The sequence below is a fragment of the Pseudoduganella sp. GW821-FHT12E03 genome, assembly GCF_058807115.1.
The window spans coordinates 259,702-284,838 of the sequence record NZ_JBXAQJ010000006.1 but is presented as its reverse complement, the minus strand read 5'-3'; the positions used below and the strand labels follow the sequence as shown (position 1 = coordinate 284,838).

The 25,137-nt window shown below is 64.5% G+C and carries 23 protein-coding genes; 10 read left to right on the top strand and 13 right to left on the bottom strand.

Translation table 11 applies throughout. The features are described from left to right. Positions 1-29 precede the first annotated feature (29 nt). Positions 30-812 (bottom strand): helix-turn-helix domain-containing protein, encoded by a 783-nt coding sequence (locus AC1RRC_RS17405; RefSeq protein WP_493056775.1) that lies wholly within the window; start codon positions 810-812, stop codon positions 30-32. A gap of 125 nt (positions 813-937) precedes the next feature. On the opposite strand from AC1RRC_RS17405, the gene AC1RRC_RS17400 reads away from it, so the two are divergent. The 5 genes from AC1RRC_RS17400 (at position 938) to AC1RRC_RS17380 (ending at position 6,394) form a co-directional block, all read left to right on the top strand. After that, entirely contained in the window at positions 938-2,662 is a 1,725-nt protein-coding gene (locus AC1RRC_RS17400; protein WP_493056774.1) for an N-acyl-D-amino-acid deacylase family protein, read from the top strand. 197 nt (positions 2,663-2,859) lie between these two features. Beyond that, entirely contained in the window at positions 2,860-3,837 is a 978-nt protein-coding gene (locus AC1RRC_RS17395) for a Rieske 2Fe-2S domain-containing protein (protein WP_493056773.1), read from the top strand. 14 nt (positions 3,838-3,851) lie between these two features. Then, positions 3,852-5,216, top strand: a complete 1,365-nt coding sequence (locus tag AC1RRC_RS17390; protein WP_493056772.1) for a DUF1329 domain-containing protein — start codon at positions 3,852-3,854, stop codon at positions 5,214-5,216. 80 nt (positions 5,217-5,296) lie between these two features. Next, the gene (locus tag AC1RRC_RS17385) at positions 5,297-6,175 is read left to right on the top strand and encodes an SPFH domain-containing protein (RefSeq protein ID WP_493056771.1); all 879 of its coding nucleotides are present in this window, start codon (positions 5,297-5,299) and stop codon (positions 6,173-6,175) included. A gap of 12 nt (positions 6,176-6,187) precedes the next feature. After that, positions 6,188-6,394, top strand: a complete 207-nt coding sequence (locus AC1RRC_RS17380; protein WP_493056770.1) for a type II toxin-antitoxin system antitoxin — start codon at positions 6,188-6,190, stop codon at positions 6,392-6,394. A gap of 25 nt (positions 6,395-6,419) precedes the next feature. Here AC1RRC_RS17380 and AC1RRC_RS17375 read toward each other — a convergent pair whose 3' ends face one another. Further along, positions 6,420-7,169, bottom strand: coding sequence for a substrate-binding periplasmic protein (locus AC1RRC_RS17375; RefSeq protein ID WP_493056769.1), 750 nt, complete (start codon positions 7,167-7,169; stop codon positions 6,420-6,422). A gap of 151 nt (positions 7,170-7,320) precedes the next feature. On the opposite strand from AC1RRC_RS17375, the gene AC1RRC_RS17370 reads away from it, so the two are divergent. The 5 genes from AC1RRC_RS17370 to AC1RRC_RS17350 are packed head-to-tail and all read left to right on the top strand — an operon-like array spanning position 7,321 to position 14,882. Next, positions 7,321-9,192 (top strand): acyclic terpene utilization AtuA family protein, encoded by a 1,872-nt coding sequence (locus AC1RRC_RS17370; protein WP_493056768.1) that lies wholly within the window; start codon positions 7,321-7,323, stop codon positions 9,190-9,192. Between the two features lie 5 nt (positions 9,193-9,197). Continuing rightward, a complete protein-coding gene (locus AC1RRC_RS17365) occupies positions 9,198-10,070 on the top strand; it encodes an SDR family oxidoreductase (RefSeq protein ID WP_493056767.1) in 873 nt (290 codons plus the stop codon). Next, positions 10,067-11,668, top strand: coding sequence for an acyl-CoA carboxylase subunit beta (locus tag AC1RRC_RS17360; RefSeq protein WP_493056766.1), 1,602 nt, complete (start codon positions 10,067-10,069; stop codon positions 11,666-11,668). The genes AC1RRC_RS17365 and AC1RRC_RS17360 overlap by 4 nt, the downstream gene beginning before the upstream one ends. A gap of 17 nt (positions 11,669-11,685) precedes the next feature. Next, positions 11,686-12,843: an acyl-CoA dehydrogenase family protein gene (locus AC1RRC_RS17355; protein ID WP_493056765.1), complete on the top strand. Its 1,158-nt coding sequence runs from the start codon at positions 11,686-11,688 to the stop codon at positions 12,841-12,843. Next, complete coding sequence (locus AC1RRC_RS17350; RefSeq protein WP_493056764.1) at positions 12,840-14,882, top strand: acetyl/propionyl/methylcrotonyl-CoA carboxylase subunit alpha; 2,043 nt, start codon at positions 12,840-12,842, stop codon at positions 14,880-14,882. The genes AC1RRC_RS17355 and AC1RRC_RS17350 overlap by 4 nt, the downstream gene beginning before the upstream one ends. Here the strand turns inward: AC1RRC_RS17350 and AC1RRC_RS17345 are convergent. The 11 genes from AC1RRC_RS17345 to AC1RRC_RS17295 form a co-directional block, all read right to left on the bottom strand. Further along, positions 14,869-15,657: a substrate-binding periplasmic protein gene (locus tag AC1RRC_RS17345; RefSeq protein WP_493056763.1), complete on the bottom strand. Its 789-nt coding sequence runs from the start codon at positions 15,655-15,657 to the stop codon at positions 14,869-14,871. The genes AC1RRC_RS17350 and AC1RRC_RS17345 overlap by 14 nt on opposite strands. A 75-nt stretch (positions 15,658-15,732) precedes the next feature. After that, on the bottom strand, positions 15,733-16,395 hold the full coding sequence (locus AC1RRC_RS17340; protein ID WP_493056762.1) for a TetR/AcrR family transcriptional regulator: 663 nt from the start codon (positions 16,393-16,395) through the stop codon (positions 15,733-15,735). 69 nt (positions 16,396-16,464) lie between these two features. Beyond that, positions 16,465-16,767, bottom strand: coding sequence for a DUF971 domain-containing protein (locus AC1RRC_RS17335; protein WP_493056761.1), 303 nt, complete (start codon positions 16,765-16,767; stop codon positions 16,465-16,467). Continuing rightward, a complete protein-coding gene (locus AC1RRC_RS17330; protein ID WP_493056760.1) occupies positions 16,764-17,774 on the bottom strand; it encodes a HEAT repeat domain-containing protein in 1,011 nt (336 codons plus the stop codon). Before AC1RRC_RS17330 ends, AC1RRC_RS17335 begins: the two co-directional genes overlap by 4 nt. Then, positions 17,771-18,634 carry an ABC transporter ATP-binding protein gene (locus AC1RRC_RS17325; RefSeq protein ID WP_493056759.1) on the bottom strand — a complete coding sequence of 288 codons (864 nt, stop codon included), beginning with the start codon at positions 18,632-18,634 and terminating at the stop codon, positions 17,771-17,773. Before AC1RRC_RS17325 ends, AC1RRC_RS17330 begins: the two co-directional genes overlap by 4 nt. After that, the gene (locus AC1RRC_RS17320) at positions 18,631-19,461 is read right to left on the bottom strand and encodes an ABC transporter permease (RefSeq protein ID WP_493056930.1); all 831 of its coding nucleotides are present in this window, start codon (positions 19,459-19,461) and stop codon (positions 18,631-18,633) included. Before AC1RRC_RS17320 ends, AC1RRC_RS17325 begins: the two co-directional genes overlap by 4 nt. Before the next feature lie 147 nt (positions 19,462-19,608). Next, on the bottom strand, positions 19,609-21,006 hold the full coding sequence (locus tag AC1RRC_RS17315; RefSeq protein ID WP_493056758.1) for an ABC transporter substrate-binding protein: 1,398 nt from the start codon (positions 21,004-21,006) through the stop codon (positions 19,609-19,611). A 24-nt stretch (positions 21,007-21,030) separates the two neighbouring features. Further along, on the bottom strand, positions 21,031-21,264 hold the full coding sequence (locus AC1RRC_RS17310; RefSeq protein WP_154373745.1) for a 4Fe-4S dicluster domain-containing protein: 234 nt from the start codon (positions 21,262-21,264) through the stop codon (positions 21,031-21,033). Positions 21,265-21,282: 18 nt separating this feature from the next. Next, positions 21,283-23,055, bottom strand: coding sequence for a fumarate reductase/succinate dehydrogenase flavoprotein subunit (locus AC1RRC_RS17305; protein ID WP_493056757.1), 1,773 nt, complete (start codon positions 23,053-23,055; stop codon positions 21,283-21,285). 21 nt (positions 23,056-23,076) lie between these two features. Further along, positions 23,077-23,850, bottom strand: coding sequence for a GntR family transcriptional regulator (locus AC1RRC_RS17300; protein WP_493056756.1), 774 nt, complete (start codon positions 23,848-23,850; stop codon positions 23,077-23,079). Between the two features lie 261 nt (positions 23,851-24,111). Further along, on the bottom strand, positions 24,112-25,002 hold the full coding sequence (locus AC1RRC_RS17295; RefSeq protein WP_493056755.1) for an SMP-30/gluconolactonase/LRE family protein: 891 nt from the start codon (positions 25,000-25,002) through the stop codon (positions 24,112-24,114). Positions 25,003-25,137 lie beyond the last annotated feature (135 nt).

The following is a 25,137-nucleotide window of genomic DNA, read 5'->3' as shown; positions in this document are numbered from 1 at the left end:
CCTTGTTGCCATCTGATCCATCAGCGTGGCTAGGACTTGATTTTCAGCTTTTGGTGGAAACCCCGCATGTCCACCTGGTCGGCTGACACCAGCACCGTATACCACGCCTTCTGGTCGGCCGACGTGGCGCGGTCCACTTCGCCCAGCAGGCGGATGTTGCGCATGAATTCTCGGCTCATGTCATCGATGCGGTTCAGCGACGCATCGGACAGTTTCACCATTTCCGCGCTCCACGGCGCGCTGGCGCTGTCGTGGGCGAAGTAGCGGGCTTTCAGCCATTGCGCCATTTGCGTGCGCATCGGGCCATCCTTGCGCCATTCGACATTGCGCACCGTGAGCAGCCGCACTTCATTGCCGGGCAGCAGGTCGATCACCCGCAGCTTGTCCAGCCGCGCCAGGAAGCGCACCAGGGTGGCGGGATCGAGTCCCTGTTCGGCCCACAGTTCGGCGGGCGACCAGCCGCGCAGGATGATGACGAAGATGAACGCCAGTTCATGGTCTTCCGCCAATCCCTGTTCCTGCGTCAGGGTCAGTTGCCGCAGGCGGGCATCGGCGTCGCGGGTGGCGAATTCCACCAGCTCGATCAGGCTGACGTCGGCACAGGCGCACAGCCGCTCCAGCCGTTCCACCGTCAATGCCTTGCCGGCAAACCAGCGCTTGATGGTCGGTTCGCTGACGCCCAGCGTGTGTGCGATATCCCGGTAACCAATGCCGCGCATGCGCAGCATGCGCTTCAGGGAACTGACCAGTAACGGCATCTGACTGTGGCTTTCCTGCTGCACCATCTGCGACTCCTCCCCGCGTTTTTTCATGTCGTGAACAAATAAGGATCAATCCGTGATCCTTTTCAAGCAATTTACCACGGAAAAAGTGGCCGAAATACCATGGCCTGGCACTTCATCAAAACAGCGGCAACAACCAACGAGGAGACAGCAACATGACGGACTTTCTGATTCGGGGCGGGGTGGTCATCGATGGCACGGGCGATGCAGGGTATGTGGCGGACGTGCGGGTACGGGCCGGCATCATTGCGGAAATCGGGCGCGATTTGCCGCGGCAGGGCGAAAGAGTGATCGATGCGCAGGGCTGCTGCGTGACGCCGGGTTTTATCGAATCGCACACGCACTATGATGGCACCATGTGGTGGCAGCCGGACCTGGACCCGCTGCCGGGCTATGGCGTCACCACCTGCATCATGGGCAATTGCGGCTTTTCCGTGGCGCCGGTGCACTCGGACCCGCAAGTGCAAATGGAAATGGTGAAGATCTTTTCCTTCTTCGAAGATATCCCGGCCGAACCCTTTACCAGCAAGCTGCCGTGGAACTGGTCGGACTGGCCGGAATACAGGCAATCGCTGGCATCGAATGTGCAGGTCTCGACCAATATCGCCGCCTATGTCGGCCACATCGCCTTGCGCCTGGCGGTGCTCGGCATGGATGCCTGGAACCGTGCGGCGACCCGGGAAGAAACCGCCCGCATGGCCGCCATGCTGGAAGATGCGCTGAGGGCAGGCGCACTGGGCCTGTCGTCCAACCTGCACGACCATGATGGCGACGACCGTCCTGTGCCATCGCTGCTGGCCGATGATGCGGAGCTGAGCGCATTGATCGCGGTATTGGCGCGCTACCCCGGCACGTCGCTGCAAGTGATTGTCGATACCTTCATGCGCAAGACCGGACCGCAAGCGACCGAGCGGATTGCCCGCCTGTGCGAAGGCTTGCCGGTGCGGGTGCAGTGGGCCGGGGTGCCGACATTGATGTTCCAGAAGGATATCCAGGCGCCGATGCTGGAGATGCACGAACGCTTCAAGCGCGAAGGGCGCGACTTCTGGACCGGCTTTGCCCACGTCTCGCCCACCTACACCCTGAGCGTGAACCGCTCGCTGATCTTTGCCCAGTCCAATGACTACGTCTGGCATGAAGTGGTGCTGGCGGAAACCGAAAGCGCGAAGCGCGCCTTGCTGGCCGACCCGGCCTGGCGCGTGCGCGCCCGCCAGTCGTGGGATGTGGACGCGTGGCGCCATTCGCCGATGGCGCGGCCGCAGGATTTGCATCTGCTCAATTCCGAGAATGGCGCGGGCCCCATCAAACTGTCGGTGGCGGAGTTTGCCCGGCAGCGCGGCGTGCACGCGTCGGACGCGATGGCGGACTGGCTGCTGGAAAACGGCTTGCAATCGACGGTGCACCTGGCGCCGTTTGATATCGATGAAGACACCGTGGTGCGCCTGCTGAAGGATCCGTACACGGTGGGCAATGTCAGCGATGCGGGTGCGCATGGCCAGATGCTGTGCGGCGGCGGGGAAAACATGCGGCTGTTTACGCACTTCGTCAAAGCCACCGGCGCGCTGACCCTGGAGCAGGCGGTGCACGTCCAGACCGGCAAGCTGGCCAAACACTTTGCGCTGGCGGACCGGGGCGAACTCAAGGTCGGCAAGCGCGCCGACGTCACCGTGTTCCACCTCGATGAAATCGCGCACCGTGAGATGAAGAAAGTGTACGACGTCCCCGATGGCCAGGGCGGCCATGGCTGGCGCTGGACCCGCGACGCGGCGCCGGTGCGCCTGACCCTGGTGAACGGGGTGCCGACGTTTGAAGATGGCCAGTTCACGCAAGCGTATCCCGGCCAGTTGCTGGGACCGACAGCCGCGCAAGCCCGCGCCTGAACCGGCATTGCACGCGGTGCCGGCGACGCACACATGGCGGCTCGCAAGACGAACCGCCCTACGGATGGATGCGCTGCCGGGCCACAACGTCAATCAATGCCACCAGCACCATCCCGTAGGGTGGTTTCCGCGCAGCGGAAGCCGCCAAGCCCGCACGCCACAACCGCGTGCGACAAACCTGCACGAAAGGAACCTCAATGCCCGACCTCGCCCCCATCCCAATGAAATTCCGCTCACCGCACGCGCAAGACCCATTCCCGCGCGGCTGGTATTGCGTGGCCGACGCCCATGAAATCAGCGCCGACGTGCTGCTTCCCGTCACCTTCCTCGACCAGCAATTGATCGTCTACCGCACCGCCGGCGGCCAGGCGCAAGTGGCCGACGCGTATTGCCCGCATTTGGGCGCCCACCTGGCGTCGCACGACGGCTGCATCAAGGACGGCGCCATCACCTGTCCCTTCCACAAGTGGACCTTCGATGGTGCGGAAGGCCACTGCACCGCTATCCCGTACGCGGCGGTGCCGCCATCGCGCAGCCTGGGCCTGACCCTGCACCGGACCCGCGAAGTCGATGGCATGGTGTTGATGTGGCACCACCCGCAAGGCGCCGCGCCGGACTTCGAACCCTACGCCAGCACCGCGCTGCAAAAAGACCGATGGGTGCTGTTTGAAACCCGGACCTGGGAAAGCACGGCGCCCTACCGTGACTTGTTTGAAAACCTGTTCGACACCGCCCACATCGTGCAATTGCATGGCGCTTCCAAAATGCCCATCATGAAAAACATGGAGCAGAAAAGCCATGGCTTGTCGGTGCATTACGCGATCGATCCGGAGGCGGAGCAATTCCCGATCGATACTTTTGAAGTGAACTTCACCGGTGTCACCGCCATCAACCAGCTGTTTGCGGGGCAGGGCTGGGCCACCAACTTCGTGATCTCGGCCACGCCGGTCGACCATGAACGCTTTATCCAGAAGGCGCGCCTGTATGTCAAAGACCTGGGCAGCCAGGCCGCCAATGACATGATCGGCAAGCCGTGGCTGGAGCGCTTTGCCTATGAAGTGAGCCAGGACTTCAAGGTGCTGAACTTCAAAAAATACCTGCCGCAGCCAAGGCTGTGCGGCGGCGACGGGCCGATTTACCAATACCGGGAGTATGCGCGGCAGTACTTCGAATAACGCCAGGAGGAGACATGATGCGTACTACAAAATGGGCAGTGGCCGGTGTCGGTTGCGTGGCGCTCGGTGCGCTGGCGCAGACCGCGCATCGGCCGACCGCGCAGGAAATCGCGGCGCTGGGCAATGAGTTGACGTGCATGGGCGCCGAACGGGCCGGCAGCAAGGACGGGGCGATTCCGGAATTCAGTGGAAAGTGGAGCGGGGCCGGCCCCGCGGAGGGCGCCAAAGCCGGCGACAAATACGGCGACCCCTATGCGGCGGAAAAACCGCTGTACGTGGTGACGGCGAAAAACATGCAAGCCCATGCCGACAAGCTGTCGGAAGGGCAGAAGGCCTTGCTGCAAAAGTACCCGGCCACCTTCCGGATCCCAGTCTATCCGACGCACCGCGATTTCGGCTATCCGGCCGCGCTGTGCAAGGCCGCCAGGGAAAACGCGGCGCAGGCGGAACTGGCCGATGGCGGCGCCGGATTGCATGCGGCAAATGGCGCGCCGCCCTTTCCGATCCCGAAGAGTGGGCTGGAATTGTTGTGGAACCACCAATTGGCCGGCTCCGTCCACACCTATCGCGCGCAGCAAGACCAGGCGGTGGTTTATCCGAACGGTGAAATCGCATGGGGCAAGGTGGATTTCCAGGTATTCCTGCCGGGCTTTAAAGCCAACGTGAAAAGCCGCACCGATGGGCTGTATGCGTACTTCAAGACCAAAACCCTGTTGCCGGAACGGCAGAAAGGAGAAATCGTCGTCGGCGAAGAGTATTACAACAACCAGAAGCAGCCGCGCCTGGGCTATGTGTACAGTCCCGGCACACGGCGCGTGCGCCAGTTGCCTGCCTATGGTTTCGATATGCCGCAGGGGCCGGGCGGATTCCGCACCATCGATGATGACCGCCTGTTCAATGGCTCGCCGGAGCGCTATGACTGGGCCATCGTGGGCAAGCGGGAAATGCTGGTGCCGTGGAATGCCTTCCGTATCCAGCAGGCCGGCGTCCGGTATGCGGATTTGCTGACGCCGCACCACGTCAACGCGGAGTACATGCGCTATGAATTGCGGCGCGTGTGGGTGCTGGAAGCCAAACTGAAAAGCGGCTACCGCCACCAGTACAGCCGGCGCGTCATGTATCTCGACGAAGACACGTGGAACGGCGTCATGGCCGACAACTATGACGGCCGGGGCAAGCTGTGGCGGGTCGGCATGGTCAATTACTTCCATGCGCACGACGCGGGCATCTATATCAACACCACGTCGATTTACCACGACCTGGAGTCCGGCGCCTACATGACGGACAAGATGACCAATACCCGGCCGCCGGACATCAATGCGGGCGGCCTGACGTCCGCCAACTTCACGCCGGATTCGGCGCGCATGGAGGGCTTTTAATGGGGAGAAATTAAGCGCTTGACAACATGCTGGGGTGATCCTAAAGTGATATCACTTTGATGTTAACCGAGGACCCCAGCATGGCTACCGCAAACCCGAGGCGTGAAAGCAGTTTTAGTTCCTACAATGGTTACCTGGCGACCCTGGCCGGGGTGCTGCTGGTGCTGGGCAGCTTCGTTGCACTCAAGGGCGGTCCGGTCGGCATTTTGCTGTTTTTGCTGATGTCGGGCGGCGGCATTTTCACGGTGGCCGGGCTGTACATGCTGCAGCCGAATGAAAGCGCGATCCTCATGCTGTTCGGTAAATACGTCGGTACCGACCGCAGCGAAGGCTTGCGCTGGGCTTGCCCGCTGTACCGCAAGCGCAAGCTGTCGGTCCGGGCCCGCAACTTCAATGCGCCGACCCTGAAAGTCAACGACAAGCGCGGCAACCCGGTGGAAATCGGCGCGGCCGTGGTGTGGCGCGTGCGCGATACCGCGCAGGCGCTGTTCGAGGTGGACGATTTCGAACGCTATGTGGCGGTGCAGGGCGAAGCGGCGCTGCGCCACCTGGCGTCGCAATATGCGTATGACGAAGGCGAAGACCTGGCGGCCGGTGAAACCACGCTGCGCGCCGGCATGGATGAAGTGGCCCATGCGCTGCGCACGGAATTGCAGGCCCGTTTCGACGCGGCCGGGGTGGAAGTGCTGGATGCGAAACTCACGCACTTGGCGTATTCGCCGGAAATCGCGCAAGTGATGCTGCGCCGCCAGCAGGCCGAAGCCATCATCAGCGCCCGCGCCAAGATCGTCCATGGCGCCGTCAGCATGGTAGAAGCGGCGCTCAAAGGGCTGGCCGAGCGCGACATCGTCGAACTCGATGCCGAGCGCAAGGCCGCCATGGTCAGCAACCTGCTGGTGGTGCTGTGCTCCGACAAGGAAGCGCAGCCGATCATCAACGCCGGCACCCTGTATAACTAAAGGCGTTCTGCGATGGCCAGCCCGGGAAAAAAAGCCTTCCCGCTGCGGATCGACCCGGCATTGTGGGACGAGTTGCAGCGGCTGGCCGCGCGCGACTTGCGCAGCGTGAATGCGGAAATTGAATTCCTGCTGCGCGAAAGCCTGGCGCGGCGCGGTATCAAGATCAAACATGCCGAGCCCGGTGGCGGGGATGATGGCGGCCATGACGCCGGCGACTAAGCTGGCATGCGGGCGGCGCCTCGCCTTATTCGCTGGACAGACTGCGCCGCGCTTGCTGCACGCGCTTGTTAAACTCCGCCTGCTTGTCCGCCAGGTAGCCGCTTTTCTGCATCTCCTGCAGTGCCTGTGTCAGCGCCGGGATCACGGCCGCATTCGCCTTGTGGACATAGTGATACAGCGGCCATGACTGCAGCGGCGTATCTTGCGTGCGCATGCCCCGGATATTGAGCCTTTCTAACTCCAGCCATGCGCTGTCCGGCAGCACGGCGACATCGCAGCGGCCGAGCTTCACCATGCTGAAGATATTGGCGGACTGGCTGACCGCGTTCACTTGCGGAAAACCGGCGGTCGCCTTCTCAAGTGATTTGAGGCCACGCCGAATGCAGATGCGGTAAGGCTGCAGGTCGGGCCATGCGCGCAGCGGCAGATCGCGGCCATAGGTAAAGGCCAGCGCCTCGAACGAAATCAGTGCAACCGGTACACGCACCAGGTTGGGGTACACGGCTTCGATGCCGGCCACGTGGGTCACGTCGCCAAAAAATTCGCCCGCGTTTATGGCCGCCGCGGCCCGCTCGGGCGGCATCCGCACGCCCACCGCCTCGATGCCGATGCGGCGGTACGCTTCGCGCAAGATGGCCAGCGAGGTGTCCATCATGGGCTCGTTTTCCACGCACCCCAGCTGGACCGAGGCGGGCCACGGCGGCTGCGCCAGGCAAGCCTGCGCCGCCAGCATCGCCAGCAAAGCAGTTCGCCGCGTCAGCATTGCCATTCGCATTGCGCATCCCGTGGAATCATTCTTGCACGCCATTCTACATGGCGCCATTACCGTCCACTGTGGCATTTTTGACTACATGCAATCACTGTTTGATTTAATAAATCGTTTGCTTTAATATTTTGAACGGATAGGGTCATGGAATAGGGTTGGCATGGAAAACAACGTGATGCGCGATGCAGTGCGGATCGGCGGGGCGTCCGGCTTCTGGGGCGACAGCATGACCGGCCCCGTGCAGCTGGTTCAGTCGGGCGCGCTTGACTTTCTCGTGTTCGATTACCTGGCCGAGCTGACGATGGGATTGCTGGCCAAGGCGCACGGCAAGGATCCCGGCGCCGGCTATGCGACCGACTTCGTCACGGTGGCCATGCGCGCGGTATTGAAGCCGGCCTTGGTGCAGGGTATCCGCATCGTCGCCAATGCCGGTGGCGTCAATCCCCACGGCTGCGCGCAGGCCTTGCTGGCGCTGGCGCAGGAACTGGGCGTCGCGGTCAAAGTCGCCGTGGTCGATGGCGATGATGTGTTGCCGTTGATGCCGCAGTTGCGGGAACACGCGCCGGCGTTATCGGCGCTCACGGCGCAGCCGGCCAGCGCCAATGCCTACCTGGGCGCCTTGCCCATCAAGGCGGCGCTGGATGCGGGCGCGCAGGTGGTGATCACGGGGCGCTGCGTGGACAGCGCCGTGACGTTGGGGCCGCTGCTGCATGCCTTTGGCTGGTCGATGGACGATTACGACTTGCTGGCGGCGGGCAGCCTGGCCGGGCACCTGATTGAATGCGGCTGCCAGGGCGTGGGCGGCTTGCATACGGACTGGGAAGCGGTGCCGGATTGGGCCAACAGCGGTTATCCCATCATTGCATGCCGCCGCGACGGCGTGTTCACCATTACCAAGCCACCCGGTACCGGTGGCCTGGTGACACCGGCCACCGTGGCTGAACAATTGCTGTACGAGACAGGCGATCCGGCCCGTTACCTGTTGCCGGATGTGACGTGCGACTTCACTGGCGTGACCCTGGCGCAGGTGGGCGAGCATGCGGTTGAAGTGCGGGGCGCACGCGGGTTGCCGCCGCCCGCCTCGTACAAGGTGTGCGTGACGTACATCGATGGCTGGCGCTGCGCCGGCCAGTTGACGGTGATCGGCTTCGACGCCGCCGCCAAGGCGCAACGCACGGCCGATGCGGTCTTGCAGCGCACGCGCGCCATGTTTTCCCGGCTGGGCATGGCCGACTACACGGCGGCGTATACCGACATTCTCGGCGGCGCCAAACCGTATGGGCCGCAGCCCACCGGGACGGGTTTTGAAGCCGTGATGTGGCTGGCCGTGGCGCATCGCGACCGCCGCGCACTGGAATTGTTTGCCCGTGAAATTGCGCCGGCCGCCACCTCGTGGGCGCCCGGCACCACGGGCGCCGCCGGACGGCCTGCGGTGGCGCCGCTGGTGCGGCAAATGGCGGTCTATGTCGACAAGGCGCGGGTGGCGGCGCGGGTGGTGCTGTTGGATGGCCAAGGGGGCGCAGCCGAGGTCGATGCCGGAGGCACGCCGCCGGCGCCGGATGCGGTACGCGCCGCGCCCGCCGGCGCCAGCGTGCAGCACAGCGGCGATGGGCGCGACGGTGGTGACGTCCTGGCACACCACCCTGCAGGCGGCGCGGCGGGGCCGGCGATGGCTATGGCCATGGCCATGGCGCCGGCCGGTACCGTGCCCCTGATCGCCCTGGCCTACGCCCGCAGCGGCGACAAGGGGGATATTTCCAACATCGGCGTGATCGCCCGCCGCCCGCAAGACGTGCCGCTGCTGCGCACCTTGCTGACCACCGAGGCCGTGGCCAGCTGGCTGGCGCCGCTGGTCAAAGGCCCCGTGACCCGCTATGAATTGCCGGGCATTCACGCATTCAATTTCGTTTGCGAACAGGCGCTCGATGGCGGCGGCATGGCGTCGCTGCGCAACGACCCGCTCGGCAAAGGCATGGCGCAAATCCTGCTGTCCATGCCGGTGCGGCTTCCCCCGGATTATTCGATGGAGTAAACAATATGTATCGTTCCGTATTCAAGCCCGGCCTGTTCGACGGCCAACTGGTGGTGGTGACCGGGGGCGGCAGCGGCATCGGCCGCTGCGCCGCGCATGAACTGGCGGCACTCGGCGCGGCGGTGGCGCTGGTGGGCCGCAACGAAGACAAGCTGATCGCGGTGCAGGCGGAAATCGCGGCGGTGGGCGGCCGCGCTGACACCTATGCGTGCAATATCCGCGATGAAGCGGCGGTGCAGGCGCTGGTGGCGCAATTGGTGGCGGAACATGGCGCCATCGCGGGCCTGGTCAATAATGCGGGCGGCCAGTTCCCATCGCCGCTCAAGGATATTTCGCAAAAGGGCTGGGAAGCCGTGGTGCAAACCAACCTGACGGGCGGTTTCCTGATGGCGCGCGAATGCCTGAACCAGAGCATGGCCAACAGCGGGGGCGCGATCGTCAATATCGTGGCCGACATGTGGGGCAGCATGCCGGGCATGGGGCATTCCGGCGCCGCGCGCGCGGGCATGGTGAGTTTCACGGAAACCGCGGCATTCGAATGGGCGCAATACGGTGTGCGCGTGAACGCGGTGGCGCCGGGCTATATCGCATCGTCCGGCATGGACCAGTATCCACCCGCCATGCGCGACACCATCCGCGCCTTCCCCGGCACGCTGCCGCTGCAGCGCTTCGGCACTGAAGCGGAAATTTCCGCCGCCATCGTGTTCCTGCTGTCGCCGGCGGCTGCTTTCATCACCGGCACCACCTTGCGCGTCGATGGCGGGCGGCCGAATGTGCGCCCCGGCATGCCAATGGTCAAGCCGACGCGGCCTTTGGCGCCGTTCAATGGCTTCCACCTGGCGGCCACGCCGCGCGTGCTGGGGGATGGAGACGCATGATGGCGGACTGTCATGACGCCAACCGCGCCGCGCTGCTGGCGCAGCTCGAGCAGGTGCGCGTGCTGGAACAGCGTACCCGCGATAAATCCAATGCCGCCCGTCCGCTGTTCGAGCGGCGCGGCCAGTTGCTGCCACGTGAGCGGCTGGTGCATTTGCTCGATGCCGGCGCACCGTTCCTGGAATTGTCGACCCTGGCCGGCTATGGGCTCGACCATCCCGACCTGCAACGTTCCGTGCCCGGCGGCGGCCTGATCGCCGGCATCGGTTTTGTCGAAGGCGTGCGCGCCATGGTGGTGGTGGACGACTCGGGTATCGATGCGGGCGCGGTGCAACCGATGGGCATTGAAAAATTCCAGCGCGCGCAGCAGATCGCCTTGCAGCAAAAGCTGCCCTTCATCCATTTGGTCGAATGCGCCGGCGCCAACCTGCTGTCCTACAAGGTTGAAACCTTTATTCATGGCGGCAGCGGTTTTTACTGGCTGGCGCGTCTGTCCGCCGCCGGCTTGCCCGTGATGAGCGTGGTGCATGGCGCCAGCACGGCGGGCGGCGCTTACATGCCGGGCCTGTCCGACTATGTAATCATGGTGCGGGGGCAGGCCAAAGCCTTCCTGGCCGGTCCGCCGCTGCTGAAAGCGGCCACCGGTGAAATCGCCAGCGAAGAAGAATTGGGCGGTGCGGAAATGCATGCGGCCGTGTCCGGCCTGGCCGAGTATGTGGCCGATGACGATGCCCATGGCTTGTCGCTGGCGCGCCAGGTGGTGGCGGCATTGGACTGGAACCGCGACCTGGCGCCGCTGTGCACGGCGCATTCGGCATACCCGGCTCCGCTGCTCGATGCCGAACAATTGCCGGGACTGGCCCCGCTGGACCAGCGCAAGCCGCTCGATATGCGTGAAGTGATCGGGCGCATCGTCGATGGTTCGGCCTTCCTGGAATTCAAACCCGATTTCGGCCCGGCCACCGTGGCGGGCCACGCGGCCATTTGCGGCATGCGCATCGGCATCCTCACTAACAACGGGCCGCTGGACCCGGCCGGCGCCAACAAGGCCACCCAGTTCATCCAACTGTGCTGCCAGTCCGGCACGCCGCTGGTGTACCTGCAAAACACCACCGGCTTCATGGTGGGCAAGGCGTATGAGCAGGCCGGCATGATCAAGCACGGTTCGAAAATGATCCAGGCCATGGCCAATGCCAATGTGCCCCGTGTGACCGTGCATTGCGGCGCGTCGTTTGGCGCGGGCAATTACGGCATGTCGGGGCGCGGCTTTTTTCCCGACTTTTGCTTCAGCTGGCCCAATGCGCGCACGGCGGTCATGGGCGCGGAGCAGGCCGCCGGCACCATGGCCATCGTGATGGAGGCGGGCATGCGCCGCAAAGGATTGGACGTCGATACACAGGCGATTGCCGCCATGCGCGAACAGGTGATCGCCACGTTTGAACAGCAGACCGGCGCCTTGTATACGTCTGGCCGGCTGCTCGATGATGGCGTCATCGATCCACGCGATACCCGCAATGTGCTGGCCATGGTGCTGGCGACGTGCCGCGAAGCGCGCGGCAGGGCAGTCAACCCCGTGCAGTTCGGTGTGGCGCGGCCTTAAAGACAACGGAGACCATCATGCAATTAACGCACGAACACCAGGAACTGCAGCGTAACCTGAAGCGCTTCATCGATGAGGAAATCAATCCCCATGTCGATGAATGGGAAGCGGCGGAAATTTTCCCGGCCAGGGAATTGTTCAGGAAAATGGGGGACCTCGGTTTGCTCGGCTTGTGCAAGCCGCCCGCGTTTGGCGGCATGGGCCTGGATTACTCGTATTCGGTGGTGATGGCGGAAACCCTGGGCCATATCCACTGTGGCGGCGTGCCGATGGCGATCGGCGTGCAAACCGACATGGCCACGCCGGCGCTGGCGCGCTTTGGTTCGGACGCGCTGCGCGAGCAATTCCTGGCGCCCGCCATCAGCGGCGACATGGTGGCCTGTGTCGGCGTGTCCGAACCGTCGGCCGGCTCCGACGTGGCGGCCATTAAAACCACGGCGCGCAAGGAAGGCGGCGATTACATCATCAATGGCAGCAAGATGTGGATCACCAACAGCCTGCAGGCGGACTGGATGTGCGTGCTGGCCAACACGTCCGACGATCCTTCGCACCGCAACAAGTCGCTGATCATCGTGCCGATGAACACGCCCGGTATTTCCGTTGGCAAGAAGATCCGCAAGATCGGCATGAATTCGTCGGATACGGGGCTGATTCATTTCGACGAGGTGCGCGTGCCGCAGCACTACCGCATCGGCGACGAGGGAAAAGGTTTTACTTACCAGATGCTGCAATTCCAGGAAGAGCGCATGTGGTGCGCGGCCAGCATGGTGCAGGCCACGCAGAATTGCATCGATCAAACCATCGAGTACGCGCGCGAACGCAAGCTGTTCGGCTCTTCGGTGCTGGACCAGCAATGGGTGCATTTCAAGCTGGCCGAACTCAAGACCGAAGTGGAAGCGCTGCGCGCCTTGCTGTACCGCGCGTGTGGCCTGTATGTGTCCGGGCAGGACGTGACGGAGCTGGCGTCGATGGCCAAGCTGAAAGCGGGCCGGCTGGCGCGCCAGGTGCCGGACACCTGCATGCAGTTCTGGGGCGGCATGGGTTTTACGCTCGATAATCCGGTCTCGCGTTTTTACCGCGACGGACGCCTGACGTCGATCGGCGGCGGCGCCGATGAAGTCATGCTGGGCATTATCTGCAAATACATGGACATCCTGCCGGGCCGCAAAGCATGACTGTCTTCGATACGATCCTGGTCGCCAACCGGGGCGAAATCGCACTGCGCATCATGCGCACGGCGCGCAGTCTCGGCTATCGCACGGTGGCGGTCTATTCGGATGCCGACGCGGGCGCGCCGCATTGCCTGGCGGCCGATAGGGCGGTGCGCATTGGCGGCCCGCAACCGGCGGACTCTTACCTGAATATCGCGGCGCTGCTGGACGCCGCGCGCCGTACCGGTGCGCAGGCGGTCCATCCCGGCTATGGCTTCCTGGCCGAGCGGGCCGATTTTGCGCAAGCCTGTCTTGACGCGGGACTGGTGTTCATCGGCCCGCCGCCGGTGGCGATCACGGCGATGGGCTGCAAGGCGGGCGCCAAGCAACTGATGCGCGCGGCGGGCGTGCCTTGCATCCCCGGCTACGATGGCGATGACCAGTCCGATGGCCGGCTGGCCGGGGAAGCCGGCCGGATTGGCTTTCCCGTGATGGTGAAGGCATCGGCCGGTGGCGGCGGGCGCGGCATGCGCATGGTGGATGCGGCGGCGGATTTGCCGGCGGCGCTGGCGGCGGCCCGTTCCGAAGCGCTGCACGCCTTTGGCGATGCCGGTTTGATCCTGGAAAAAGCCATCGTTTCCCCGCGCCACATTGAAATACAGGTCTTCGCCGATCATCACGGTAACGTGGTGCATATGGGGGAGCGCGATTGCTCGGTACAGCGCCGCCATCAAAAACTGATTGAAGAAACCCCGTCGCCTGCGGTGGATGCGGCGCTGCGCGCGCACATGGGCGAGGTGGCGGTGGCGGCGGCGCACGCCATTGGCTACCGGGGCGCGGGCACGCTGGAATTCCTGCTCGATGCGCAGGGCGGCTTTCACTTCATGGAAATGAATACGCGCCTGCAAGTGGAGCATGCGGTGACGGAGGCCGTGCTGGGCCTCGACCTGGTGGAATGGCAATTGCGCGTCGCTGCCGGTGAAGCGCTGCCGTTGCGGCAAGACGAACTTGATGCGCGGCGGGCGGCGGGCGGGCATGCGATCGAAGTGCGCCTGTGCGCCGAAGATGCGCGGCGCGGCTTCCTGCCGCAAAGCGGCACGGTGCTGCGCTGGCAGCCGCCAGGTGATATCCGCTGCGACCATGCGTTGGCCGATGGCGTGGTGGTGCCGCCGTATTACGACTCCATGCTGGCCAAGATCGTCAGCCATGGCGCCAGCCGTGCCGATGCGCTGCGCCGCTTGCGGCAGGCGCTCGGTGAAACCGTGTTGCTGGGTGTGCCCAGCAACCGGGCTTTCCTGGCGCGCTGTGTGGCGGACAGTGAATTTGCCGGTGGCCTGGCCACCACGGACTTTATTGTGCGCCGGGCGGACAGTTTGCTGGCGCCGGATCGTACCGCCGCGCCGGATGGCGCCGGTGCCCGCGCCGGCAGCGGCATGCCCGCGCCGGTCGCCTGCGTGGCCGCCATGCTGCTTGCGAAGCAGCAGGCACAGCCAGCGGCCCGGCCCAACGTGGCGCGCTGGCCGCGGGAATTGCAGGGCTGGTCCAATAGCGCCATGGGCAGCCGCATCTGGCGCATGGTGCTCGATGGGGAACCGTGCGACGTGCCTCTGCGCCAGGCCGGCGTGGAACAATGGGATGCGAGCGGCCGCCGGTTGCGCCTGGAGCCGCGCCATCCTGGCGCATGGCGCGTCGAGGTGGACGGCTTGCCATTAGCGCTGGCATGGGTTGCCGCGCAGGGGCGTGTGTACGTCATGCTGGGCGATGCCGACCACGTCGCCGCCGTGGCGCCCTCGGCTGCCGCCGGCAGGCGCGCCGCCGGTGTTTCGCAGGGCCGGATTGCCGCGCCCATGAACGGGCGCGTCGCGGCGCTGCCGGCGGCGCCGGGCAGCGCCGTCAAGGCGGGGCAGGTGGTGGCGGTGATCGAAGCCATGAAGATGGAACACAGCCTGCTGGCGCCCTATGACGGCGTGCTCGAAGCGGTGCATGTCACCGTGGGGGAGCAAGCCATCCCCGGCCAGTTGCTGGCGACGGTTACCGCTGCGGCAGCTGTCAGCGCCCAGTAATACCCGCCTCGCGCTGGGCCTTTTCCAGCTGCCGCTGATACTCCGCCTGCCGTTGCTCCAGGTAGCCGCTGCTGGCCATGTCTTGCAGCACGCGCTGCAGCAGCGGCACAATGGCGCTGTTGGAATCGTGCACGTGGTGATACAGCGGCCAGCTTTGCAATGGCGGCTCCAGTGTGCGCAAGCCTTTCATTTCATAGCGCTCCGGCTGCAGCCACGCGCTTTGCGGCACCACCGCCACTTCGCAGCGGCCCACGCGCAACATGCGGAACAGTGGCGCATATTCGGTAGCGACGATACGGCGCGGCACCTTCTGCGTCTTCATCTCAATGGATTTGACACCCCGCTTGATGCAGACGCGGTAGTGCTCCAGGTCGGCCCAGGTCTTGACCGGCAAGAGCCGCCCGTCGGTCACCACCATCGCGTAATACGTGATGACGGGGACCGGTACCCGCACCAGGTTGGGATACAGGCGTTCGAATCCCTGGATGTGGACGATATCGCCGAAGTACTGGCCGGCGTTGAGCGCCAGCAGGGAGCGTTCGCCGGACGGCGTTTCATCGGTGGCGGTGATGCCCAGCCGCGCATAGGCTTCGCGCACGATGATGGAGGAATAATCGATGATGGGATCGTCGATGCCGCGCGCCAGGTGGACCGTGGCGGGAAAGCCGGGCGGCAGCGCAGGTGTGGCCTGTGCCGCGCAGGGCGCGGACCAGGTCAACGGGAGCAGGATGGCCGCCAGTGTGCGGCACAAGCGGCCCGGCATGGCAATTCGCATGGCGTTCCTCCAGGGCGGCGCAATTGCGCCACACTGACATTGTAGCTCAGCGGAAAGCCAGTGGGATGCCTGTGTTCAGGATCGGGCCGGGGTGCGCAGGATGAATTGCACGGCTTGCGCCGCCAGGTCTTCCAGCGAGGTGCGGCCGGGTTTGTACCATTGGGCGGTCCAGCTCAGCGCCCCGAACATCAGCAAGCGGTCGAGGCGGGTTGGCATGGCCCACTCGCCGGACGCGTGCAGCCGGGCGATGACTTCATCCCATACGGCTTCATAGCGGTCTTTCAGCTTGATGATGCGCTCGCGCGACGGCTGGTCCAGTGAACGCCATTCATACAGCAGCACGGGAATGAAATCATGGTTCGGCGCCAGCACCGTATGCAGGTGTACTTCCACCAGCCGCTGGAAGGCGGCGCGTGGCGGCAAGGTGTGCGGCGCGATTTCTTCAATGCGCGCCAGCGACTCATGCATGCCGTGTTCCATCACGGCGGCCAGGATTTCCTGCTTGGACTTGAAGTGATAAAACCAGCTGCCGGAATGAATCCCGGCCGCCGCCGCGATATCGCGCACGGTGGTGTTGTCGTAGCCTTGGGTGCGGAACAGGTGGGCGGATTTGCGGATCAATTCTCCCCGCAGGCTATCCTGTTCGCTCTTGGCGGGACGCCCGCGCCGCCGGGGCGCGGCTTCCTGCTCGGCGCCGGTGGATTCAGGAGGAACGGGAGGAGGGGATTTGCTCGACATGCCGCCTTTATACCATTTTTGCCGCCATCCCTCCACCGCGGCGGCTGCCCTCCTTCCTGATGTTTCCCCTTATGCCACTTGCCCTGCTTGCATTTCCACCAACTCCAGCAACTGCTGCCACGGGTAAATGCCACGGTCATGGCCATCGCTGAACGTCAGTTGCACGCCATAGGCGCCGACCGGCGTAATTTGTTCCAGCGCGATGCCGGCGGCGGGCGCCGGCGCATTGCCGGCACGCCGTGCGGCCGTGCAGCCGGAGCAGCGGCATCCGGCGCGCAGCGCCGCATGGCTGATCAATACCGTGGCACCATCGTCCAGGCCCAGCTCCAGCGCGTGGCCGGTTTTGTCGTTGCGCAGGCTGGTGATGTTCATGCCACCTCCTGCGCGTCCGCTTGCAACTGGATCTGGCGGATCGCCAGGCGGGCCGATTTCCGCACCTCCGGATCCGGATCGTCCGCCACCGTGGCCAGCGCCGGCAGCGCTTGCGGCAGCCGGATTTCCCCCAGCGCCAGCGCGGCTTCCTTGCGCAAGTTGGCCACCGGGTTTTTCAGTGCCTCGGCCAGCGGCGCCACGGCCGGGGCGTGCCGCAAGCGTCCCAGGCTGCGCGCGGCGCGCAGGCGCACCTGCCAGTAAGGGTCGTTCAACAACGGCAGCAGGGCGTCGCCGGCGCCCGTTGTGGCCAGCTTGCCCAGCACACCGGCGGCTTCTTCCCGTACCTGCCACGACACGTCGACCAGGCCGGCCAGCAGCGCGGAGCGCACCGCGTCCACCGCCACATTGGTATCGTTGGCAAACCCCAGCGCGCCAACCGCCGCGCGCCGCACTTCCTGCGCCGGATCGTTGCCCGCGATGACGCCCAGCGGCGCCAGCGCCGACGGATGTTTCAGCCATCCCAGCACGGCCACCGCTTCACGCCGCACCGTGGCGTCGGCGTCGCCCAGCGCCAGCAGTCCCGGTTCCAGGCTGCCGGGAGCGCGCAGTTCACGCAGGGCGCGCAGCAGGGCGGCGCGGGCGCCGGGTGTCCACTGGGGCGCGTCGGCGCCGGCTTGGGGCAGCAACAGCGCCAGCAGCGGCAGGGCCGACGTTGGCTGCTTCAACTCCGACAGCGCCTGGGCGGCGGCGTCGCGCACCGAGGAGTTGCTGTCATCCAGCGCCAGCGCCAGCGCGTGGGCCGCCTGCGGGCTTTCCAGCGCTTCCAGCGCACGCGCAGCTTCCAGCCGCACGTCGGCGTCCGCATCGCTCAGGGCAGCGATGAACAGCGGCGTATGCCCGTCGTCGGCGAAGTCGGCCAGTTCCAGCAGCGCCAGGCGGCGGATGCCGCTGTCGGCCGATTGCAGGCGCGCCAGCAGTTCAGGGTCGTCGTGTAACAGGGTGGTCATGCGGTCTTCCTTTGTAATTGTTCGATCGGCGGCCCCAATGGGCTCAGTCGTGCCAGCGGTTGCGGGTGGGCTTCCGGATGCAGCAAGTCCAGGCAATGCCGTTTCAGGCGGGTGAATTCCGGCGACGTGACGAGATCGGCGCTGCGCGGCCGGTCGAAAACCGGTTCGCGGTCCAGCTGCAATTCTTCGACGATGCGCCCCGGGCGCGGGCTCATGACGAAGATGCGGTCGGCCAGGAACAGCGCTTCATCGATGTCGTGCGTGATGAACACGATGGTGGTGCGGATGCGTGCCCAGACATCGAGCAGCAGGTGCTGCATCATGAGCCGGGTTTGCGCATCGAGCGCGCCGAACGGTTCATCCATCAGCATCACGCGCGGATGGGTGATCAGCACGCGGGCGATTTCGACCCGCTGGCGCATGCCGCCCGACAGTTGCGACGGATAATGCTTTTCAAAGCCTTCCAGTCCCACCAGTGCAATCAGCTCGCGCGCCCGGGCTTCGCGTTCCTTGCGCGCCACACCTTGCATTTTCAGGCCGAACGCCACGTTCGCCAGCACGGATTTCCATGGAAATAAAGTGTGTTGCTGGAACACCAGGCCACGGTCCGGATGCGGCCCGCTGACGGCGTCGCCGTCGACGGTCATGCTCCCGCCGCTGGCGGGAATGTGGCCGGCCAGTGCGCCCAGCAAGGTGGATTTGCCGCAGCCGGAAGGCCCCAGCAGGCAGATGAATTCGCCCGGCGCGATATCGATCGAGACATCCTGCACCGCTTCGAACGCGCGGGCGCCCTGGCCCAGGGTGATATGCAGGCGGTCGATGTTCACGCCGCCGCGCAAGGTGGTGATATTGGCTGTCATTTGTCTTCCTTCCAGGGAGTCGCCAGTGCGCCCAGTTTGCGGATCAGGGCGCTGCTGCCCATGCCGAACACGCCGATGAACAGCATGCCGACCACGATGTCCGCATAGTTCTGCACCGTGTACGAGGCCCAGGTGTAATAGCCGATGCCGAACTGGCCGGAAATCATTTCCGCCGTCACCAGGCAAAACCACGCGGTGCCCATGCCGATCGCCAATCCGGTGACGATGCCGGGCGCGGCGCCCGGCAGCACCACTTCGGCAAACAGCGCCAGCCGCCTGGCGCCCAGGCTGCGGGCCGAGGCCAGCAGGCGCGCATCGATCTGTTCGACGCCATGCACGGTATTGAGCAGGATCGGGAACAGGGCGCCGGTGAATGTGATGAACACCATCGACATTTCCGACGACGGGAACATCAATATCGCCAGCGGGATCCATGCCACGGCCGGGATGGGACGCAGCATTTCCAGCGGCGGCATCAGGATGTCGGCCACGCGGCGCGAACGGCCGATGGCCAGGCCCAGCACCACGCCCGCCACGGCGGCGGCGATGAAACCGCCAAACACGCGGGCCACGCTGGCGCCCACGTGTTTCGCCAGCAGCGGCGATTGCAGCAAGTCCCATGCCGCTTGCAGCACTTCCAGCGGCGCCGGGACATTGCCAAAGGTGATCAATCCCAGGTCCAGCTTGCGGGTCGACGCCCAGTGCCACGCCAGCAGGCAGAACGCCAGGGACGCGGCGCGCAGCAGCAGTGCCACTGCCCGCTGCCCGGCCAGGGCGGCGGGCGCCGCACCGGCGCCGCCATGCCGCGCGCTGGCCGAGGCGGACATGGCGGCGGAGTGCGGCTGTCCGGTGTGCCGGTGCGTTGCGCGTGCTTCGTCGGCGCCGGCCGCGTGGCCCGCGCGGGCGCCAGGCAGCGCGGTCGATGCGGCTGAATTGCTCATGAGTTCCTCCGAGGTTCCTCTGTGGTTGCTGTTTTATGCGCCGGTCTTGACCGCGTTAAAGTCCAGCACCTTGCCGCCGTTCTTTTTCGCCCATGCTTGCGCCGCATCCTTTTGCAGGAAGCTGCTGACGTCGCTCTTGCCCGTCACGAACCATGCATCTTCGGCCAGCAGTTTCAAGCCCGTGTTGCGGTCATGCGTATACACCACGCGCACCTTCTTGCCGGACTTTTCCAGCTTGCCCAGCTCGGCAAATGCCGTGGTGGCCGTGGCGTAGTTGCGCACCAGCGGTTCACCGTCGACCCACACTTGCGCCACCTGTTTGAAATCGGTAATCGCCTTGCCGGTCAGCGCATCCTTGGCCACCAGCGGATGGCGGCCGTAATGCTTCAGTTGCGCTTCATAGTTGATGCCGGCTTGCTGGAACGCCGTGCGCAGGTACTGGTCGTTGATGAAGGTTTTTGGATCGAGGTCGGTTTCCGTGCGCTTCATCAGGCGCAGGGTTTCAATCGACGTCTGCACCGCCTGGCGGTACTCGGGCTTCCACGTGAAATCGCGCGTCTGCAAGCCCAGCGGGCCGTGGAACAGGTAATTGATTTCCGCTTCGATCCCCGTGACTTTGGCGATCAGCTCACTGTATTTTTCCGGCTCGTTCGCCACCAGGCGGTCCGCTTCGATCGCGGCGCGCAGGAAGGCGACCACGATTTCCGGATATTTTTTCGCGAAGTCGGTATCAACCAGGCTGCCATGCAGGGTCGGGGCATTGGCTTGCGAACCGTCATAGATCTTGCGCGCATAACCACGGTGCGGGAACAGTTCGGCGAACGGCACGAAATCGGCGTGGGCATCGATCTTGTTGGCTTGCAGCGCGGAGCCGGCGACTTCCGGCGCCTGCGTCACGATGGTGATGTCGCGGTCCGGTGTCCATCCCTGGGCTTTCACGGCGCGCAGCAACATGCCGTGCGCGGTCGAAGCGAAGGGGACGGAAATGGTTTTGCCCTTGAGCTCAGCCAGCGACTGGATGTTCGACGCTTTCGGCACGACGATGCCATTGCCGCTGCCTTGCGTACTGCCCGACAGCACCGTGATGAACTGGCTCTGGCGGCCGGCTTTCTGGAAGGCGGCGCCATTGAAGGAGCCGGGGAAATCGGCCATGGAACCGATATCGAGCTTGCCCGCCACCATTTCATTGGTCAGCGGCGCGCCGGACGTGAAGTTTTTCCACTGGATGTCGTATTGCGCGTCCTTGTATTTGCCATCTTTCGGCAGGTATTTTTCCAGCAATTTCAATTCACGGATGATCAAGCCGCCGGTGGCGCAATTGATGGTCGTGTCCTGGGTGCCGATGGCGATGCGAATGGTTTCCGCATGGGCCGCGCCGGATACCGATACAACGAGGGTGGACAGCAGCAGGGGCAACAGTTTTTTCAGCATGGCGGTTCCTTTTATATTGATTGATCAACGCAACAGGTAGGGGATATCGACCGTGACAGCGCCGGTCGGGCAATCTTTCTCGCACGGCATGCAGTACCAGCATTCGTCGTACTTCATGTAGGCCTTGCCTTTGACCATATCGATGGCCAGCACGTCGAGTGGGCAGACGTCGACGCAGACCGTGCAACCCTTGTGGGCAATGCACAGGTCATCGTTGACGCGGACCGGCACGCTGGCCGGGATATAAGCGGTGGTCATATGGTTCCTTTCAAGCGTTCAGGCAGCCAATGCGGCCGGAGTGTCTTCCTTGCCGGCGCCAGCTGGCTGCGCCGGTGCGCTGCGCTGGACGCGCAGGCGCTGGTAAGCGGTTTTTTCTTCATCGTCGAGCGGCACGATGTACGGGGCGATCGGGCGTTTGAAGCAGGCCATCTGGCCATCGGTCTTTTTCAGCTGCACATGGACGAACCATTCATCGTCATTGCGTCCCGGGTAGTCGGCGCGGTTGTGGTACAGGCCCCAGCGGCTTTCGGTGCGGTACAGCGATGCGCGCGCCGCCATTTCCGCGCAATCGCGGATCGCGTGCACTTCCATGGCCCGCATCAGTTCATGCGGATTGGTGGCCACCATGCGGTCCAGGTCGGCCTGGATGGCTTCGAAGCGCGCCAGGCCCAGCTCCATCTTGCGCGTGACCTTTGGCGGCTGCAGGTAATCGTTGACCATGCGGCGCAGCTTGTATTCAACCTGCTGCGGCGGCAAACCATCCTGGCGCTGCAACGGCGCCCAGACCCGCTCGCGCTCGGTGTCGATCTGTGCCTGGTCGATCTCCGGCAAGCCAATGCTGGCGCAGCGCTGCGCCGCGCTTTCCCCGGCCAGCTTGCCGTACACGAAGGCGCCCAGCATGTAGTTATGGGGCACACAGGCCAGGTCGCCCGCCGCGTACAGGCCCGGCACCGTGGTGGCCGCGTGTTCATCGACCCACACGCCGGAGGCTGAGTGGCCGCTGCACAAGCCGATCTCCGAGATGTGCATTTCCACCATCTGGGTGCGGTAGTCGGTGCCGCGCCCTTCGTGGAAGCGCCCCCGGCTGGGCCGTTCATTGGTGTGCAGGATGGTTTCAATGGTGCTGATGGTTTCCTCCGCCAGGTGGTCGAGTTTCAGGAACACCGGGCCGTTGCCGCCTTGCAGTTCGTTATAAAACTCTTGCATCATCTGGCCGCTCCAGTAGTCGCACTCGATGAAGCGTTCGCCTTTGGCGTTGGTGGTATAGCCGCCGAACGGACCGGTGACATAGGCACAGGCGGGGCCGTTGTAATCCTTGATCAAGGGGTTGATCTGGAAGCACTCGATGCCCGACAATTCGGCGCCCGCGTGGTACGCCATGCTGTAGCCGTCGCCCGCATTGGTCGGGTTTTCATAGGTGCCGAACAGGTAACCGGACGATGGCAGGCCGAGGCGGCCGGCCGCGCCGGTGGCCAGCACCACGGTTTTCGCGCGAATCACGTGGAAGTCGCCGGTGCGGCAATCAAACGCCATGGCGCCGGCGATCGACCCATCGGCGGCGGTCAGCAAGCGGGTTGCGACCAGGCGGTTGGTGATTTCCACGCGGGCCCGTTTCAGGCGGCGGTACAGCACTTTCTTGATGTCGTGGCCTTCCGGCATCGGCAGCACATAGGTGCCCATGTGGTGCACCTTGCGCATCGCGTAGTCGCCGTTTTCATCCTTTTCAAATTTCACGCCCCAGCTGTCGAGTTCTTCGATCATCGGGAAGCTGCCCTGCGCGTAGGCCATCACGGTGGCCTGGTTGACGATGCCGTCATTGGCCGTGGTGATTTCCTTCACATATTGTTCGGGGGTGGCGAAACCGGGCACCACTGCATTGTTCAGGCCATCCATGCCCATGGAAATGGCGCCGCTGCGGCGCACGTTGGCTTTTTCCAGCAGCAGGACGCGAAGCTGCGGGTTGGCTTCCTTGGCTTTGACGGCGGCCATCGGGCCGGCGGTGCCGCCGCCGATGACCAGGACGTCGACTGTTTCAGTGATAGTTTGCATGGTGGTGTCTCTTTGTGCTTGTCATTGCTTGTGAAGGCGGAGCCGGTACTGGAAGGCGTCGCCGCGGAAGTACAGGTATTCGAAGTCCAGCGGAACGGCCTTGCCGTCGGCGCCGGTGCTGTGGGTCAGCCGTTCAATGCGCAGGATCGCGCTGCCTTCGGCCACCTGCAGCGAGCCAGCCAGTCCGGCGTCGGCCGGCACCGCGTCGATGCGCAGGTCGGCATGGCCCAGCGCGATGCCGTAGTCGTTTTCCAGGATCAGGAAAATGTCGCGCTGTGCCAGGTCGGCGCCGCGCAGCCGTTCGCCGATGTGCAGCGGCAGGTAGGTCACTTCCACCGATAGCGGATCGCCGTTCAGGCAGCGGATACGGCGGATTTCCGACACCAGCGTGCCGCTGGCCAGGTCGAGTTGCTGTGCCACCGTGGCGTCCGCCGCCACGCTGGTGTGACTGGTCACCACGTTGCGGATGCTGTGGCCCAGGCGCGCCATGGCTTGCGCAAAGCCTTCCAGCTGGGAGAGCTGCTGGAACGCCTTGGGCTTGGCGACGAAGGTGCCTTTGCCGGGCACCTTGAAGATCAGGCCTTCCTTGTGCAGGTCGCCCAGCGCCTGGCGCACGGTGATGCGGGACACGCCGAACAGCGTGCCCAGGGTGCTCTCCGGCGGCAGCTGGGCGTGCACCGCATAGCTGCCGTCGAGGATGCGTTCACGCAGGCGTTCGCGCAGCTGGGCATGCAGTGGCACCGGGGACGCGGCGGCGGGCGCAAGCCAGTCGGATTTCAAGAGTTCATTCGGCATCTGCTGACCTGTCATGACAGGTAATGAGTAGCTGGTGATGCCGAGTGTAGGGAGGGCGGGCTGGCGGGGGAACGAATATGATCGCGCAAGCATATGCCGGACGACTGTGTATCGTTATGCGGCGGTGACGTTTATGCTAATGCGGGAAGTGCATGTGGCGCGCAGGGCGGCGCTGTTGCGGTTTGACTTTGGGGGAATGCGGGCATGGCGGCTTTGCCCTCGGCAAAACCGCCCTACGGATTTTGAGGTAACGGGTGGTGGTTACGGGCGGCCGTAGCGGGCAGGGGGCACGCCGGCCACCTCGACTTCCACCGCGAACAGGGCGCCTGCCAGCGGCTCCCGGGCGCGCTGTCCGGCGTCCAGGCCTTCCCAGGCGGTGGTGATGAACAGGGTCTTGTAATCCGGTCCGCCCAGCACGCACGAAGCGGGCTGCGACACCGGCAGGCGCACGGTGGCCAGCAATTCGCCTTCCGGGCTGTAGCGGCAGACGCGCCCGCCGCCCCACTGGGCGACCCAGACACAGCCTTCCGAATCGACGGTCATGCCGTCCGGCGAACCCTGTTCGCCGCCATAGGTCTTCCACAGGCGCGCCGGGCCCAGGCTGCCGTCCTCGTGGACATCGTAGGCAAAGGTGCGGTCGATGAAGCTGTCGTTGTGGTACATGGTCTTGCCGTCCGGGCTGAAGGTGGGACCATTGCAGATGCGGTAATCGTCCAGCGCCACCTGCAGCGTGCCGTCCGGATCGAGGCGGAACAACTGGCCGTCCGGCCGGCTTTTATCGTCGCCGTTCAAGGTGCCGGCCCACAGGCGGCCGTGCGGATCGGCCTTGGCGTCGTTCAAGCGCACGCCGGGACGGTCTTGCACCGGCTGGTGCAGGTATTCGACGTGCAATTCCGGCTTGAGCCACAGGCGTACGATGCCGTCTTTCAGGCCAGCCATGAAACCGTTGCCATCGAGGCGCGGCACGATCCAGCAGATCGACGTTGGCAACTGCCAGCTGTGCGTGGCGCCATCGGCGTCCAGCGCGTGCAGCACGCCGGGGATCAGGTTGACGAAGTACAGGCGCTGTTGTTCCGGCAGCCAAAGCGGGCCTTCGCCCAGTTCGGCGCCCAGTTGCCACAGCAGGCGGGGAGTGTAGGTTTGTGCAGTCACGGCGGCAGGTTACGTCAAGTCACGGAGGGAAGCCCACACTATGCCGGATTCACCGGCGCAGCGGGGTGCCGGAACTATGCCATTACGCGCATTTTGTATGCCAAATTGGTATAGCTGCGTTATCGCCAGGGATGG